Annotated in this window: 13 protein-coding genes; 5 read left to right on the top strand and 8 right to left on the bottom strand. The window is 63.8% G+C overall.

Annotated features, from left to right (window positions below):
* The first annotated feature begins 324 nt into the window (after nucleotides 1-324).
* The 3 genes from FLQ03_RS03140 (at nucleotide 325) to FLQ03_RS03130 (ending at nucleotide 3,734) form a co-directional block, all read left to right on the top strand.
* Nucleotides 325-1,713: a tryptophanase gene (locus FLQ03_RS03140; protein ID WP_144371937.1), complete on the top strand. Its 1,389-nt coding sequence runs from the start codon at nucleotides 325-327 to the stop codon at nucleotides 1,711-1,713.
* A gap of 83 nt (nucleotides 1,714-1,796) precedes the next feature.
* The gene (locus FLQ03_RS03135) at nucleotides 1,797-2,576 is read left to right on the top strand and encodes a hypothetical protein (protein ID WP_144371935.1); all 780 of its coding nucleotides are present in this window, start codon (nucleotides 1,797-1,799) and stop codon (nucleotides 2,574-2,576) included.
* Between the two features lie 51 nt (nucleotides 2,577-2,627).
* A complete protein-coding gene (locus FLQ03_RS03130; protein ID WP_144371933.1) occupies nucleotides 2,628-3,734 on the top strand; it encodes an alpha-hydroxy acid oxidase in 1,107 nt (368 codons plus the stop codon).
* 108 nt (nucleotides 3,735-3,842) lie between these two features.
* On the opposite strand, the gene FLQ03_RS03125 is transcribed toward FLQ03_RS03130, so the two are convergent.
* Entirely contained in the window at nucleotides 3,843-5,525 is a 1,683-nt protein-coding gene (locus tag FLQ03_RS03125) for an ABC transporter substrate-binding protein (RefSeq protein WP_144371932.1), read from the bottom strand.
* A gap of 91 nt (nucleotides 5,526-5,616) precedes the next feature.
* Here FLQ03_RS03125 and FLQ03_RS03120 point away from each other — a divergent pair, with 91 nt between their 5' ends.
* Nucleotides 5,617-6,825, top strand: a complete 1,209-nt coding sequence (locus tag FLQ03_RS03120) for an MFS transporter (RefSeq protein WP_144371930.1) — start codon at nucleotides 5,617-5,619, stop codon at nucleotides 6,823-6,825.
* Between the two features lie 92 nt (nucleotides 6,826-6,917).
* On the opposite strand, the gene FLQ03_RS03115 is transcribed toward FLQ03_RS03120, so the two are convergent.
* From FLQ03_RS03115 to ccoN, 7 genes are all read right to left on the bottom strand, one after another.
* Nucleotides 6,918-7,307 carry a YbaY family lipoprotein gene (locus tag FLQ03_RS03115; RefSeq protein ID WP_144371929.1) on the bottom strand — a complete coding sequence of 130 codons (390 nt, stop codon included), beginning with the start codon at nucleotides 7,305-7,307 and terminating at the stop codon, nucleotides 6,918-6,920.
* Nucleotides 7,304-7,828, bottom strand: a complete 525-nt coding sequence (locus FLQ03_RS03110; protein WP_144371928.1) for a FixH family protein — start codon at nucleotides 7,826-7,828, stop codon at nucleotides 7,304-7,306. The genes FLQ03_RS03115 and FLQ03_RS03110 overlap by 4 nt, the downstream gene beginning before the upstream one ends.
* Nucleotides 7,829-7,831: 3 nt before the next feature.
* Nucleotides 7,832-9,250: a cytochrome c oxidase accessory protein CcoG gene (gene ccoG / locus FLQ03_RS03105; RefSeq protein ID WP_144371927.1), complete on the bottom strand. Its 1,419-nt coding sequence runs from the start codon at nucleotides 9,248-9,250 to the stop codon at nucleotides 7,832-7,834.
* A gap of 151 nt (nucleotides 9,251-9,401) precedes the next feature.
* Nucleotides 9,402-10,316, bottom strand: coding sequence for a cytochrome-c oxidase, cbb3-type subunit III (gene ccoP, locus FLQ03_RS03100; protein WP_144371926.1), 915 nt, complete (start codon nucleotides 10,314-10,316; stop codon nucleotides 9,402-9,404).
* Nucleotides 10,313-10,495 (bottom strand): cbb3-type cytochrome oxidase subunit 3, encoded by a 183-nt coding sequence (locus tag FLQ03_RS03095; RefSeq protein WP_144371925.1) that lies wholly within the window; start codon nucleotides 10,493-10,495, stop codon nucleotides 10,313-10,315. The genes ccoP and FLQ03_RS03095 overlap by 4 nt, the downstream gene beginning before the upstream one ends.
* A gap of 3 nt (nucleotides 10,496-10,498) precedes the next feature.
* Entirely contained in the window at nucleotides 10,499-11,113 is a 615-nt protein-coding gene (gene ccoO / locus FLQ03_RS03090; protein WP_144371924.1) for a cytochrome-c oxidase, cbb3-type subunit II, read from the bottom strand.
* Between the two features lie 18 nt (nucleotides 11,114-11,131).
* On the bottom strand, nucleotides 11,132-12,556 hold the full coding sequence (gene ccoN, locus FLQ03_RS03085) for a cytochrome-c oxidase, cbb3-type subunit I (RefSeq protein WP_144371923.1): 1,425 nt from the start codon (nucleotides 12,554-12,556) through the stop codon (nucleotides 11,132-11,134).
* Nucleotides 12,557-12,968: 412 nt separating this feature from the next.
* Here ccoN and FLQ03_RS03080 point away from each other — a divergent pair, with 412 nt between their 5' ends.
* The gene (locus FLQ03_RS03080; protein WP_144371922.1) at nucleotides 12,969-14,759 is read left to right on the top strand and encodes a M61 family metallopeptidase; all 1,791 of its coding nucleotides are present in this window, start codon (nucleotides 12,969-12,971) and stop codon (nucleotides 14,757-14,759) included.
* Nucleotides 14,760-14,781: the final 22 nt, after the last annotated feature.

Genomic DNA, 14,781 nt, shown 5'->3' with positions numbered 1-14,781 from the left:
CACACTGGAGAACGTCCATGAAACCGCTAGTTTGCCCCGCAGCAAGCAGCGCCTGCCGCAGCCTGCTGCCCAACTGGTATAACCTCGACGTTGTACTGGCCAACGACTTCCCTCGCGCCTGATGCCCCTGGGCAGCTATCCGGCTGTCCGTCTGTTTTAAAGCCAAACTAAACAATCTACTGACACCTGTGGCCCTGCCACGCTGCGTTGCTGCGCGCTATGGTCGCGCCCGCAGTGTGCCGCCGCGTCGCCCCGTCACGCCCTTGGCCGGCGTGGTAGCGGCGTGCCCGGCAGCAAGGTTGGTCGCAGGCATGGAGCATCAACATGGCACGACGCATCCCCGAACCGTTCCGCATCAAGATGGTAGAACCCATCAAGCAGACCACCCCCGAATACCGCCGCGAGGCACTGGCCGCCGCCGGCTGGAACCCGTTCCTGCTGCGCGGTGAAGACGTGTACATCGACCTGCTGACCGACAGCGGCACCGGCGCCATGTCGGACCGCCAGTGGGCCGGCGTGATGATGGGCGACGAAGCCTACGCCGGTAGCCGCAACTTCTACGAGCTGGAAGCCACGGTGAAAGAGGTGTTCGGCTACGCCCACACCCTGCCCACCCACCAGGGCCGTGGCGCCGAGCAGATCCTGTTCCCCGAGCTGGTGAAACGCTGCGGTAGCCAGCAGCCGGTGTTTTTGTCCAACTATCACTTTGATACCACCAAGGCGCACGTCGAGATTGCGGGCGCCCGAGCCATCAACGTGCTGACGCCGCAGGCGCTGGACACCACCACCGCCTACGACTGGAAAGGCGACTTCAATCTGCCGCGCCTGGCGGCGCTGATCGAAGAACACGGCGCGGCCAACGTGGCCGGCCTGATCATCACCGTGACCTGCAACAGCGCTGGCGGCCAGCCGGTAAGCATGGCCAGCATCCGCGAGTCGGCCGCGCTGGCGCGCCGCCACGGCATTCCGGTGATCATCGACGCGGCGCGCTTTGCCGAAAACGCCTGGTTCATCCAGCAGCGCGACCCGGACTACGCCAACATGTCGGTAGCGGCCATCGTGTACGAGATGTTCAGCCACGGCGACATGTTCACCATGTCGGCCAAAAAGGACGCGCTGGTGAACATCGGCGGCCTGTGCTGCTTCAAGAGCGACGAAGACTTGTTCCGCAGCGTGCAGGTGCGTTGTGTGGCGATGGAGGGCTTTGTCACCTACGGCGGCCTGGCCGGCCGCGACATGGCCGCGCTGGCAGTGGGCCTAAAAGAGGGCATGGACGAAGGCTATCTGGCCTACCGTATCGGCCAGGTAGCGTACCTGGGCGACAGGTTGGCCGCAGGCGGCATTCCGATCCAGACACCGACCGGCGGCCACGCCGTGTTTGTGGACGCCAAGAAGCTGCTGCCGCACATCCCGGCCGGGCAGTTCCCGGCGCACGCGCTGGCGTGCGAGCTGTACCTGGAAGGCGGCATTCGCGGCGTGGAAATCGGCTCGCTGCTGCTGGGCCGCAACCCGGCTACCGGCGAGCAGGAACCGTCGCCGTTCGAGCTGCTGCGCCTCACCATCCCGCGCCGCGTGTACACCAACGACCACATGGACTACATCGCCGACTGCCTGATCGACATCCAGCAGCGCGCTAGCAGCATCCGCGGTCTGGGCTTCGACTACGAGCCGCCTATCCTGCGCCACTTCACCGCGCGCCTGCATCCGCTGTAAGCCCTTGCTTGCCTGCCTCCACACCCCGCTGCACGCAGCGGGGTTTTTGTTGTGCTTGTATAGTGCTGGCAGGAGGCAAGGGCATGGGTATCAGGATCATCACGGCACTGTTGGCCGCATTGCTGGCCGCGCAGGCGCTGGCACAAACCAGCGTTACGCTGTCTTACGCGGGCGACGCGCTGGTGTACGACGGCGAGCTGTCGGCTGCCGCCAACCAGCGTCTGTTCGCACTGTACGACGCGGCCACGCTGAAGCCGCATACGCTGGTGATCAGCAGCAGCGGCGGCGCCTTCAACCTGGGGCTGGCGTTGGGCGAGTGGGTGGCGCAGCACCGCTTGCGCGTGCACGTGCCGCGCTACTGCAATTCGGCCTGCGCCAACTATGTGTTTACCGCCGCCAGCCAGCGCGAGCTGGGTTACCACGGGGTGCTGGCCTTTCATGGCGGCATGGACGTGGCCGACCGCCAGCGCAGCGCCTATCTGGCGCGCTTTCCGCCACAGCGTCAGGCCGAGGCCCGGCAGCGTTTTGCCGCTGAAGTAAAAGAAGCACGCCAGCGCGAGCTGGCTTTCTTTGCCCGTATCGGTATCGACCCGGCGATTACCAGCTACGGCTACCAGCATTTTCCGCGCATCATGCGGCAGTACAAGGCCTGGAGTTATTCGCTACCCATGCTGCGCCGCTTTGGCGTGGGGCCGATCAGCATCAGCGACAACGAGCGCTGGCTGCCGCGCCCGGCCGACGACGGCTTGCTGATGATCGTGGCACCGCAGCGCTACGGCTGCCTGCCGGCTGGCCGCGTCACCGACCTGCTGTACGACTGCGTGACCGACCAGCCGCTGCCGCTGTCGCTATTGGGTGATTGATAGTTATTCCCATCTGGGGTAGGGTGGCGCTTTGCCCGCCGCAGCCCTGCCATGACCCCGCATCTGGACCATATTCCCGCCGACCTGGTGTCCGCCGCCGACTACCAGCGCTACGCCCAGCGCATGATGTCGGCCAACGCCCGCGCCTATATCGATAGCGCCGCCGCCGACGAGCTGAGCCATGCGGCCAACCTGCAGGCCTTTGCCCGCCACCGCCTGCACCCCCGCGTACTGGCCGACGTACAGGGCGGCCACAGCCGTTGCCGCTTGCCGGGGCTGGACCTGGCCATGCCGATTTTGCTGGCACCGGTGGCTTACCAGAAACTGGTACACCCCGACGCCGAGCGCAGCGCCGCCTACGCCGCCAGCGTGATGGGCAGCAGCATGCTGGTGAGCACGCTGGCCAGCACGCCGCTGGAAGAGATTGCCGCCGCCGCACCGTCGCCGCTGTGGTTCCAGCTGTACTGGCAGCACGACCGCGCCGTGGTGGCGCAGCTGGTGCAGCGCGCCGAAGCCGCCGGCTATCGCGCGCTGGTGTTGACGGTGGATGCGCCGCTGGCCGGCGTACGCAACGCCGAGCAGCGCGCCGGCTTTGCGCTGCCCGACGGCGTGGCGGCAGTGAACCTGGCCGGCATGGCGCCTTACCAGCCAGTGCTGGCTGCCGGGCAGAGCGCGGTGTTCGACGGCATGATGGCCATCGCGCCGCGCTGGGCCGACATCGCCTGGCTGCGCAGCCAGACCCGCTTGCCGATTGTGCTGAAAGGCATCCTGTCGCCGCACGACGCCGAACTGGCGTTGCAGCACGGCGTGGACGGCCTGGTGGTGTCCAACCACGGTGGCCGGGTGCTGGACACGGTACCGGCTGCGCTGGACGCACTGCCCGCTATCGCCGCCGTGGTGCAGGGCCGCGTGCCGCTGCTACTGGACGGGGGTATCCGCCGCGGCAGCGACGTGTTCAAGGCCTTGGCGCTGGGCGCCAGCGCGGTGCTGATCGGCCGTCCGTTTATCCACGCGCTGGCAGTGGCCGGCGCGCTGGGCGTGGCCCACTTGCTGCGCACGCTGCACGAAGAGCTGGAGGTGACCATGGCGCTGACCGGCTGCCGCACGCTGGCCGACATCGGCCCGCATTGCCTGTGGCCGGCGCCGCCTGCCGCGTAGTGCAGGTGGCTGGCGGCAAAGCTTGGCCGCATGGATAACAGCAAGGGCAAGCCGCAGGCTTGCCCTTGTGCTTTGCCGGCGCCGCCAGCTTGCAGCCGCCTGACGGCCTCACACCGCGCTGTCGAACCACAGCTGGCGGAAGTCCATCCAGCCGCATTGCGACAGCGCAATGCCGCGCAGCTGCGGGTCGAACTCCAGCCGCATGGTGCTGTGCTGCAGCGGGATCAGCGCGTGCTCGCGCACCAGCAGGCTGGCGGCGGCAGCGTAGTGTTGCCAGCGGGTGGCGCTGTCTGGCTCGGCCTGGCTGCGGCCAACCCACGTTTGCAGCGCGTGGCGGGTGGCGTCGCTAAGCCAGGGGTGAAAGCCGGATGCGCCGGCCAGCCATTGGTAGCAGCTGTAGTCGAGGTCGTCGCCCAGCACCTCTCCGGTCAGCATCAGGTCGGCGCTGTGGCGCCAGTGGTTGGCCGCAAACTCGGGAAAGTCCAGCACCTGCAGCGAGAGCTGGCAGCCAGCGGCGGCCAGCCGGGCGCACACGTGCTCGGCCAGCCCGATGTGGGTGGCCAGCTTGTAGGTGACCAGCCGCAAGCGTGGCGGCAGTGCCGGGCGCGCTGCCGCCTGCGGTGCCGGCCAGTGCTGCCATTGCGCCAGCATGCCCAGCGCACGTTGGCCGCCCAGGTCGGCCGGCCACTGCGCCGGGTGCAGCCAGGCGGCGAGGGCGGCGCGCTGGCTGGCGTCCAGCGTGGCCGGGTTGGCGCACACATAGCTGCAACCCGGCTCAGCCTGTAGCGTGTACTGCCCTTGCGGCGGGGTAGCGCCGTGGTAGCCCAGCCGCACGTCCAGCCGGGCGCGGGTGGCCGCGTCGTTCACCACCCAGATGTCCACTTCGTCCAGCAGCGGCCGCGCCTGCCAGTAACGCTCGAAGGCGCGCAGCGTGGCGCGGTGGGCGTTGTTGATGCTGAGGCGGAACGGGCCGGTGCCGCTGGGCAGGCGGCCAAAGTCGGCTTGCGGCCAACGTTCGCGCGGCAGGATCACCGCGCAATGGTCGGCCAGCCGGTGCGGCAGCAGCGCGTCCGGCTGCGACAGCGTGATCTGCACTTCACGCGGCGCGGGCAGCTGCACCGACTGCACATGGGCGAACAGGCGCTGGAACGGGCCGGGCTCGTCGCGCAGGCGGTACAGCGTCTGGCGTACGTCTTCGCCTTCCAGCGGGCGGCCGTGGTGGAACAGCACGCCGGGGCGCAGTACGAAGCGCCATTGCTGCAGGCTGGCGTCGTGCTGCCAGTGGTGGGCCAGCGCCGGGCCGATGCGGCCGCTGTCGCGTTGGTAGCAGGTCAGGCCATCGAACAGCTGGCGGATCAGGTGGCACTCGGTGCGGCGGTTGATCTGCACCGGGTCCAGGCTGTGCAGCGGCCGGTAAAACGGGATGCGCAGCCGCTGCTCGCTGCCCGGCTGCACGCCCAGGTAGGCAGGCAGCAGCTCGCCCAGCCGTTGCCGGCTGGCGGGGGTGAGCTGCTGCATGGCGCTTTCGATGTCGCCGCGCGCCAGGTGTTGCTGCAGCGCGTCGGCCTCCAGCGTGGCCGGGTGGGTGTGGAATTGCAGCTGCGATAGTTGGCCGCGGCCGCGCCCGGCCTGCCATTGCAGCCAGCCGTGCGCGGCCAGCGTGGCCAGCACGGCACGGGCATGGCGCGGGCTGCAGCATAGCTGCTCGGCCACCTGTTCCAGCCGCGCCGGGCCGCTCTGGCCGTGGCGGGCGTGGTACAGGCGCTGGTAGTACTGACGGGCTTTGTGCATAAAAGCGGAACGCCTTGCAGATTTGTCTCCTGTTTAGCTTCCGCTTTTTGCCGGCATGCTGTCCAGCCATATCGATCATCAGGAGCGCAGCATGCAACAAGCAGGGCAGGGCGGGGGGCTGTGGCAGCAGCCGGTATTTGTGGGGCTGTTTGCCAGCACCCTGTTTCTGGCGCTGGGCAGCCAGATCTATCAGCTGGCCTTGCCGCTGATCTTGTACGAGCTGACGCATTCGCTGAACGCGATGAGCCAGCTGCGCGCGGTGGAGTTTCTGCCCAACCTGCTGCTGGCGCTGTTCATCGGTGTGTGGGTAGACCGCGTCTGCCGCCGGCGCTGGGCGCAGCGCAGCCTGTTGGTGATGGCGCTGCTGCTGGGGCTGGCCGGTAGCTTGCTGGCTCAGGGCTGGCTGCCGCTGTGGGGCTTTTATCCTCTGGCTTTCGTGATGATGCTGTGCAATTACATTACCGCCATCTGCCGTTTTGGCCTGGTGAAGCACAGCGTGCCGCAGGCCTTGCTGATGCCGGCCACCAGCTACCTGAATACGCTGTTCAACCTGTTTGCCGTCACCGGGCCGATGCTGTCCGGCCTGCTGATTGCCTTTGCCTCGCTGGCGTGGGGCCTGTGGCTGCCGGCGCTGCTGTTCGTGCTGTCGTCGCTGGCCTTGCTGCGAGTACCGGCCTTGCCGCCGCAGGCTGCTGGCGAGCGCCACTTTGCCACCGAGTTGGCCGCCGGCTGGGCGGCGCTGCGTGCCAACCGCCCGCTGTGGCAGCTGGCGTGGGCGGTGGTGCTGGCCAACGGTGCCAGCGGCATGGCCGAGGTGTTGCTGCTGTTCCGCCTGCGCGACAGCCTGGGGCTGAGCCCGGCGCAGCTGGGCGTGCTGTACGGCGTGGCCGGCGTCGGGGGCATTGCCGCCGGTTTCAGCGTAACGTGGCTGCGGCAGCGGCTGGGCCTGGGCCGGGTGGTGATGCTGGCATTTGCGCTGGAAGGGCTGGGCATGCTGGCGCTGGCCACGCTGCAGCAGGTGTGGCTGCTGGGGCTGGTGATGCTGGCCAGCAGCTTTGTGGTGGTGTGCGGCAATGTCTGCGTGTGGAGCTACCGGCAGGAAAGCACGCCGCTGGCGCTGATCGGCCGCGTGTCGGGCATTACCGGTTCGCTGTTCAAGCTGCTGATGCCGTTGACGTTGTGGCTGTCCGGGGCGCTGGCCGGTAGTTGGCCGCTGACGCAGCTGATGCTGGCGGCGGCAGTATTGTCTTTGCTGGCAGCGCTGTGCTGCCGGCTGGGTGCGGTGTACCGAGTGGGGTGAAGCTGGCAGGGCGGCTTGCGGCCAACCTTGTACTGGCCGTGGCAATGAAAAAGGCAGCCATATGGCTGCCTTTGGGCGACGGCTGGGCAGGTTTACTGACCGACCATCACCAGCCGCATGTCCAGCTTGTTGGCCAGGTTGGCTACCGGCTCGGCGGCCTGCATGCGCAGTTCGCCATCGACAAACAGGCGGGCATCGACTGCGTACTGGCGACCGGGCTTGACGGCCGCTTGGTCGTAGCACAGCGAGAAGGCGATGGGGGTGCCGACTTTTTCCAGCGTCTGCTCGGCCAGTACCGCCGGCGCGCCACTGGTGACGTCCAGCAGACGAACGCGCAGCAGGGTCTTGTCGCGCGGGTAGGCGATGCGTTCCAGATAGAAGGCATTGCCGTTGACGTAGCCCAGGCTGGGGCGGGTGGCGCAGGCGGCCAGCGAACCGGCGGCCAGGCCCAGCAACAGATGACGGCGATTCAGTTGGCTCATTGTTCTGCCGGCTCCAGTTTGGGGTTGCCCAGTTCCACCATATCGCTTTCACCCGGGCGCCATTCGCCCTGCAGGCGCCAGGTGCCGGCCTTGTCTTCCAGGCGGATGTACCAGTGTTTGGCGTTACCCGGGTTGATACGGGCCTGGTACAGGTTGTCACCCTGACGTTGCAGCGCGATGCGCTGATCGTCCTGCTGGCGGGTAGGGTGCAGCAGGCTCAACACCAGGTCGCCTTGCAGCGGGGTCTTGCTGGTGGTGAGGATGCGCACTGACTGGTGATCGTCGCTGAACATGGCCTGGGCATCAATGCCCATGGTGACGGCAGCCTTGTCGCGGGTGAGCTCCAGGTTGATGTCCTTGCCGCGCTTGTAGTAGTCGTCGGTCACCATATCGTCTGCGGTAACTACTGCGATACGGAACGTAATGACGCCGGCAATCACTGCCAGCGCCGGGCCAGCCATGAGCAGCCATGGCCAGCGGTCCTTGTACCAGGGGCGCTCGGCCCCTGTCTTGTTTTGCATGCCTTATTCCCCGATAAAGCTGGATTTTTCTTCCACGCTGATCTGGTCGCCGAGGGATTCGATGGTGAAGTGAATCTCGTGGCTGCCTTTGGTGGCAACCTCGGGTGCTGCCAGTGCGCGGACAGTGATCAGCTCGTTACTCATGCCCTCGACGCGGTAGGTCGGTTTTTCACTGACCAGCTTGATGCCGTCAAGGCCTTCCACTTTGATGCGGAAGGTTTGTGCTTGTTCCGACACGTTCATGATACGCAGGCTGTAGGTGTTTTCCAGCAGGCCTTCGTCGGTTTCGCGTACCAGCGACGCGCGATCCCGAATGATATCCACCTTGAACGGTTTGCGCATGGCCAGCGAGGTAATGGCGGCAATGAAAATGACGGCCAATACCAGTGTGTACATCACCACGCGTGGCCGTTTCAGACGCGAGGCAATGGCGCTTTCCGGGTATTTGCCTTCCAGCGCGGCTTCGGTGGTGTAGCGGATCAGGCCTTTCGGGCTGCCGATCTTGGTCATCACTTCGTCGCAGGCATCAATACAGGCGGCACAGCCGATGCACTCGTACTGCAGGCCGTTACGGATGTCGATGCCGGTCGGGCACACTTGCACGCAGATGCCGCAGTTGATGCAGTCGCCCAGGTTGGCTTGCTCCTGGCCTTTCTTGCGTGCGCCGCGCGGTTCGCCGCGTTTCTCGTCGTAGGAGATGATCAGCGTGTCTTCATCGAACATGGCGCTCTGGAAGCGGGCGTACGGGCACATGTACATGCACACCTGCTCGCGCATGTGGGCGGCCAGCAGGTAGGTGAAGCCGGCGTAGAAGAACATCCAGAACGTTTCCCATGGCCCGTAGCTGAAGGTGGGCATGGCGGCGATCAGGTCGTGGATGGGGGTGAAGTAGCCCACCAGCGTAAAGCCGGTCCACAGCGAGAACAGGATCATCACACCGTGTGAGCTGCTCTTGATGCTCAGCTTGCGCAGGCTCCACGGTTCTTTGTCCAGCTTGATGCGCTTGTTGCGGTCGCCTTCGATCTTTTCTTCGATCCACAGCATGATCTCGGTGTACACCGTTTGCGGACAGGCGTAGCCGCACCACAGGCGGCCGGCGATGGTGGTCCAGGTGAACAGGCCGAAGGCACAGCACATCAGCAGCGCAGCTAGGTAGACGAAATCCTGCGGCAGGATGGTGAGGCCGAACAGGTAGAACTTGCGGTTTACCAGGTCGAACAGTACCGCCTGGCGGCCGTTCCATTGCAGCCACGGCGTGGCGTAGTACACCAGCTGGGTGGCCAGCACGAACAGGATACGCCAGTTGGCGAACAGGCCTTTCACGCTGCGCGGGTAGATTTTCTTGCGCGCGGCGTACAGTGAAACGGTTTCGGTGGCCGGTTTTTCCACCTTGACCCCGATGTCTTTAAGCTTGTCGCTCATCTGGCTTTCCTTTTAGAACGCTTCATAAAGCCCACAGCACCATTCTATGGGCTTTATGAAGCACACCGCATGCTAATACAATTCACAAACAAATAAAATGTAGGCACAAAAGATACTGCCCGCTTGCGCGGGCAGTATTGAGCAGGATCAATTACTGGGCTTTGGCGTTGTTGGTCAGGCCGTAAACGTAAGCGGTCAGCAGGTGAACCTTGCCGTCACCGAGGAAGTCTTTCCAGGCCGGCATCTGGTTGTTGCGGCCGTTAGTAACGGTTTCGATGATGGTCTTTTCGGTACCACCATACAGCCACACGTTATCGGTCAGGTTCGGTGCGCCGATAGCCTGGTTACCCTTGCCGTCCGGGCCGTGGCAAGCTGCACACACGGCAGTGAAGGTTTCCTTGCCGCGCGCTGCGCGTTCGGCGTCATGCTTCTTGCCGGACAGCGACATGGCGTAGTTGGCTACGTCCTTCACTTTTTCTTCACCGAAGGCGGCACCAAACGCTGGCATTTGGCCAATACGGCCAGCAGCGATGGTGGTGTGGATGGTTTTCGGATCACCACCGTACAACCAGTCGCTGTCGGTCAGGTTCGGGAAGCCCTTGGCGCCGCGTGCATCAGAACCGTGGCACTGCACACAGTAGGTCTGGAACAGGCGTTTGCCCATGGCCTGTGCTTCCGGGTCGGCAGCAACGGCCTTGATGTCCTGTTTCAGGTACTTGTCGTACAGCGGCTGGTATTTGGCTTCGGCAGCAACTTTTTCTTCCTTGTACTGGCCAACGGAAGTCCAGCCACGAATGCCTTTCCAGGTACCCAGACCCGGGTACAGTACCAGATAGACGGCAGCAAACAGCAGCGTCAGGTAGAACATCAGCATCCACCAGCGCGGCAGCGGGTTGTTGTACTCGGCCAGGTCGTCATCCCAGATGTGACCGGTGATTTGTACTTCCTCACCCTTCTTGACGGTGGTTTTCGATTGCGAGAACAGCAGATAGGTCAAGCCTACCAGGCCCACAATCACCACCACGGCGATATATACGCCCCAGAAACCACTAACAAAATCACTCATTGCTTCGCTCCGTTGGAAGCGTTACCGGAAGGCGGCAGATCATCCTCGTCCAGAACAAGGTTGGCCGCTTCGTCGTAACGCTTCTTGGCTTTTTTACCGAAGGCACCCAGTGCAATCACGATAAACACGGTAAAGCAGAATACCGTGAACAGGATGCGCCCCAGATTGGTCCAGTCCATGGCTTAACGCGCGTTCTTCAGCGCAAGGCCAAGGCCCTGCAGGTAAGCGATCAGCGCGTCCAGTTCGGACTTGCCTTCCACCTGGGCTTTCGCCTCGGCGATTTCCTTGGCGGTGTACGGTACACCTACCTTGGTGAGGGCAGTCATCTTGGCGGCAACACCGTCTGCGTCGGCCAGGTTACGTGCCAGCCACGGGAAGGCAGGCATGTTGGACTCCGGTACCACATCACGCGGGTTGATCAGGTGAACACGGTGCCATTCGTCGGAATAGCGGCCGCCTACACGAGCCAGGTCCGGGCCGGTACGCTTGGAGCCCCACTGGAACGGGTGGTCGTATACCGACTCACCAGCAACCGAGTAGTGGCCGTAACGTTCGGTTTCGGCGCGGAACGGACGGATCATCTGCGAATGGCAGGTGTAGCAGCCTTCGCGGATGTAGATGTCACGACCGGTCAGCTGCAGCGCGGTGTAAGGCTTCACACCGGCTACCGGCTGGGTAGTGGACTTCTGGAACATCAGCGGCACGATCTCGATCAGGGCGGCCACGCTGATAACCAGCAGGGTCAGCACGATCAGGTATGCGACGTTTTCTTCAATCAGTTTCTGGATCTTTTCCATGATGTTTCCTTGGCAACCTTAGTGAGCGTGCGCGGTGACAGCCGGGATCTTGGCGTCAACCGGACGGCCGGCGGCAACGGTGCGGAAGGTGTTGTACGCCATCAGCAGCATGCCAGTCAGGAACAGGAAACCACCCAGGAAGCGGACGAACAGATACGGGTAGGACGCTTTAACCGCTTCCACGAAGGAGTAGGTCAGGGTGCCATCCGGGTTCAGTGCACGCCACATCAGGCCTTGCATCACACCGGCAATCCACAGCGAGGCGATGTACAGCACCACGCCAACGGTAGCCAGCCAGAAGTGGGCTTCGATCAGTTTCACGCTGTGCATGCTGTCACGGCCGAACAGGCGCGGCAGCAGGTAGTACATGGAACCGATGGAGATGAAGGCAACCCAGCCCAGAGCACCGGAGTGCACGTGGCCAACGGTCCAGTCGGTGTAGTGCGACAGGGCGTTAACGGTCTTGATGGACATCATCGGGCCTTCGAAGGTGGACATGCCGTAGAACGACAGGGACACCACCAGGAACTTCAGTACCGGGTCGTTGCGCAGTTTGTGCCATGCGCCGGACAGGGTCATGATGCCGTTGATCATGCCGCCCCAGCTCGGTGCCAGCAGTACCAGCGAGAACGCCATACCCAGCGACTGGGTCCAGTCAGGCAGGGCGGTGTAGTGCAGGTGGTGAGGACCAGCCCACATGTAGGTGAAGATCAGCGCCCAGAAGTGAACCACGGACAGACGGTAGGAGTAAACCGGACGGCCAGCCTGCTTCGGTACGAAGTAGTACATCATGCCCAGGAAGGCAGCGGTCAGGAAGAAGCCTACGGCGTTGTGGCCGTACCACCATTGCACCATCGCGTCTACCGCGCCGGCGTAGATGGAGTAGGACTTGGTCAGCGATACCGGGATCGCCAGGCTGTTCACCACGTGCAGCAGGGCCACGGCCAGGATGAAGGCGCCGTAGAACCAGTTGGCCACGTAGATGTGTTTTACCTTGCGGATGGCCAGGGTGCCGAAGAACACGATGGCGTATACGACCCAGATGATGGTGATCAGGATGTCGATCGGCCATTCCAGCTCGGCGTATTCCTTACCGGCGGTAATGCCCAGCGGCAGGGTGATGGCGGCCAGTACGATGACCAGTTGCCAGCCCCAGAAGGTGAACGCAGCCAGCTTGTCGGAAATCAGGCGGACGTTACAGGTACGTTGTACGACGTAGTAGGACGTCGCAAACAGGGCGCAGCCACCAAAAGCAAAGATGACGGCGTTGGTGTGCAGCGGGCGCAGGCGGCCGTAGTGGAACCAGGGCCCAAAATTGAGCTCCGGCCACACCAGCTGGGCCGCAATAATGACGCCCACCAGCATCCCGACAATGCCCCAGACTACGGTCATTATCGAGAACTGGCGCACCACCTTATAGTTATAAGTGGATTGCGTATCCATTTAGGTTTTCTCCAAGGTTGCGAACTAGAACGTGTAAAACGTGATGTCTTGATTTTCCTGCGTCCGTCCCCAGCTTGGAGATCAGCGCATCAAATCCGGGTACGTGGGGCTGCGTGTCGTGACCGCGGGGAGCCTGCCGGCGCCTTTAGCTGTCACTGCCTTATTACACCCGCTTATTCAACAGACTATTCTAATCAATTCGGACAACAGCCACCAGTCAGGCAGGGCGTCATGCTGCATCATTGCCCCGTCGATATTGGTATTTTCGGCCTTTTTTGCCCTTTGACAGCTACGGATTATATTGTCATCGGTCAAGACGCTATTGATGAAGATCAAGCCGGAAGGTCAGGGGCAGCCTGCGCTTGGCGGTGCTAGAATCCAGCATCTTTCTGCTACAGATCGGTTCTGCAACATGTCTACTTCTGTCCGTTATCGCATTGTCCCGCTTGATCCGCACGCCCACCTGTTCGATATCGAGATGACCGTGGCCCGCCCCGCGGCCGCCGGCCAGGTACTGCGCCTGCCGGCGTGGATTCCGGGCAGCTACATGATTCGCGAATTTTCGCGCCACATCGTGCAGATCGAGGCCTTTGCCGGCAAAAAAGCGGTGGCCATCAGCAAACTGGACAAGCACAGCTGGCAGGCGGCGCCGGTAAAGGGCGAGCTGACCATCCGCTATCAGGTGTACGCCTTCGACCTGTCGGTACGCGGCGCCTACCTAGACGCACAGCGCGGCTTTTACAATGGCACCAGCGTGTTCCTGGCTGCCGACGGTTTTGAAAGCGACGCCTGCGAAGTCGACATCCAGCCGCCGGCCGGCAAGGCCTACGACCGCTGGCAAGTGGCCACCAGCCTGGCCGCTGTCGATACGCACAAGAAAACCGGCTTCGGCCGCTACCGTGCGGCCAACTACGACGAGCTGATCGACCACCCGGTGGAGCTGGGCGAGTTCGAACGCGTGCGCTTTACTGCCTGCGGCGTGCCGCACGAGTTCGTGGTATCCGGCCGCTACCGTGCCGACCTCAAACGCCTGGCCGCCGACACCCAGCGCATCTGCGAATGGCAGATCCGCTTCTTTGGCGAACCGGCCCCGTTCGACCGCTACGTCTTCATGCTGTTTGTCGGCGCCGACATCTACGGCGGCCTGGAGCACCGTGCCTCCACCGCGCTGGTGGCCAACCGTGACGACCTGCCGGCACCCGGCCTGGCCGACGGCGAGATCGGCGACGGCTACCTGCGCCTGTTGGGCTTGATCAGCCACGAGTACTTCCACAGCTGGAACGTCAAGCGCATGAAGCCGGCGGTGTTCACCCCGTACGACCTGAACCGCGAAGGCCACACCACGCTGCTGTGGGCGTTCGAGGGCATTACCTCCTACTACGACGACCTGGCCCTGGTGCGCAGCGGCCTGATCGACGACAAGCGCTACCTCGGCCTGCTGGCCAAAACCATCACCGGCGTGCTGCGCGGCAACGGCCGTACCAAGCAGACGCTGGCTGATTCCAGCTTCGACGCCTGGACCAAGTACTACCGCCAGGACGAAAACAGCCCCAACAGCATTGTCAGCTACTACACCAAAGGCTCGCTGGCCGCGCTGGCGCTGGACCTGCACATCCGCCACGAAACCGGCGGCGCCAAGAGCCTGGACACCGTGATGCTGGCGTTGTGGCAGAAGTGGCTGGCCGACGGCCAGGGCCTGGCCGAAGGCGAGTGGGAACAGGTAGCCGAGCAGGCCACCGGCCTCAAGCTGCGCAAGTTCTTCGATAAAGCCATCCGCAGCACGCAAGACCTGCCGCTGGCTGAACTGCTGGCCACCCAGGGTGTCAGCCTGCAGATGGTGCCGTCGGAGAGCGCCGCCGACAGTGGCAGCGTGGTGGACAGCATCCAGCCGGCCCCGTCGCGGCCAACCTTGGGCGTGAAGGCCGCTGCCGATGCGCAGGGCGTGCGCCTGGCCCAGGTACTGGATGGCGGCGCCGCGCAGGCTGCCGGCCTGTCCGCGGGTGACGTGATCGTCGCCATCGAGGGCCTGAAGGCGGTCGACCTTGATAAAGCGCTGGCGCGCCACAAGGTTGGCGACAGCGTGAAAATCCATGCTTTCCGCCGCGACGAGCTGCTCAGCTTCAAGGTGAAGCTGCAGGGCACCGTGGCCGATACCTGCCGCCTCTGCCTGCCCGCAGGCGCTGGCGGCTGGATCAAATCATAACCAGGGACGCTTAGCGTTGATA

The organism is Vogesella urethralis, from assembly GCF_007644045.2.
GTDB lineage: Bacteria > Pseudomonadota > Gammaproteobacteria > Burkholderiales > Chromobacteriaceae > Vogesella > Vogesella urethralis.
Note: the sequence above shows the minus strand (reverse complement) of the source record. Positions and strands in the feature narration are given on the sequence as shown.

What these genes read in the sequence shown, in the direction of transcription:
- FLQ03_RS03140 (WP_144371937.1), top strand. Translation starts at nt 325, where the DNA reads ATGGCACGACGCATCCCCGAACCGTTCCGCATCAAGATGGTAGAACCC.
- FLQ03_RS03135 (WP_144371935.1), top strand. Translation starts at nt 1,797, where the DNA reads ATGGGTATCAGGATCATCACGGCACTGTTGGCCGCATTGCTGGCCGCG.
- FLQ03_RS03130 (WP_144371933.1), top strand. Translation starts at nt 2,628, where the DNA reads ATGACCCCGCATCTGGACCATATTCCCGCCGACCTGGTGTCCGCCGCC.
- FLQ03_RS03125 (WP_144371932.1), bottom strand. Translation starts at nt 5,525, where the DNA reads ATGCACAAAGCCCGTCAGTACTACCAGCGCCTGTACCACGCCCGCCAC.
- FLQ03_RS03120 (WP_144371930.1), top strand. Translation starts at nt 5,617, where the DNA reads ATGCAACAAGCAGGGCAGGGCGGGGGGCTGTGGCAGCAGCCGGTATTT.
- FLQ03_RS03115 (WP_144371929.1), bottom strand. Translation starts at nt 7,307, where the DNA reads ATGAGCCAACTGAATCGCCGTCATCTGTTGCTGGGCCTGGCCGCCGGT.
- FLQ03_RS03110 (WP_144371928.1), bottom strand. Translation starts at nt 7,828, where the DNA reads ATGCAAAACAAGACAGGGGCCGAGCGCCCCTGGTACAAGGACCGCTGG.
- ccoG (WP_144371927.1), bottom strand. Translation starts at nt 9,250, where the DNA reads ATGAGCGACAAGCTTAAAGACATCGGGGTCAAGGTGGAAAAACCGGCC.
- ccoP (WP_144371926.1), bottom strand. Translation starts at nt 10,316, where the DNA reads ATGAGTGATTTTGTTAGTGGTTTCTGGGGCGTATATATCGCCGTGGTG.
- FLQ03_RS03095 (WP_144371925.1), bottom strand. Translation starts at nt 10,495, where the DNA reads ATGGACTGGACCAATCTGGGGCGCATCCTGTTCACGGTATTCTGCTTT.
- ccoO (WP_144371924.1), bottom strand. Translation starts at nt 11,113, where the DNA reads ATGGAAAAGATCCAGAAACTGATTGAAGAAAACGTCGCATACCTGATC.
- ccoN (WP_144371923.1), bottom strand. Translation starts at nt 12,556, where the DNA reads ATGGATACGCAATCCACTTATAACTATAAGGTGGTGCGCCAGTTCTCG.
- FLQ03_RS03080 (WP_144371922.1), top strand. Translation starts at nt 12,969, where the DNA reads ATGTCTACTTCTGTCCGTTATCGCATTGTCCCGCTTGATCCGCACGCC.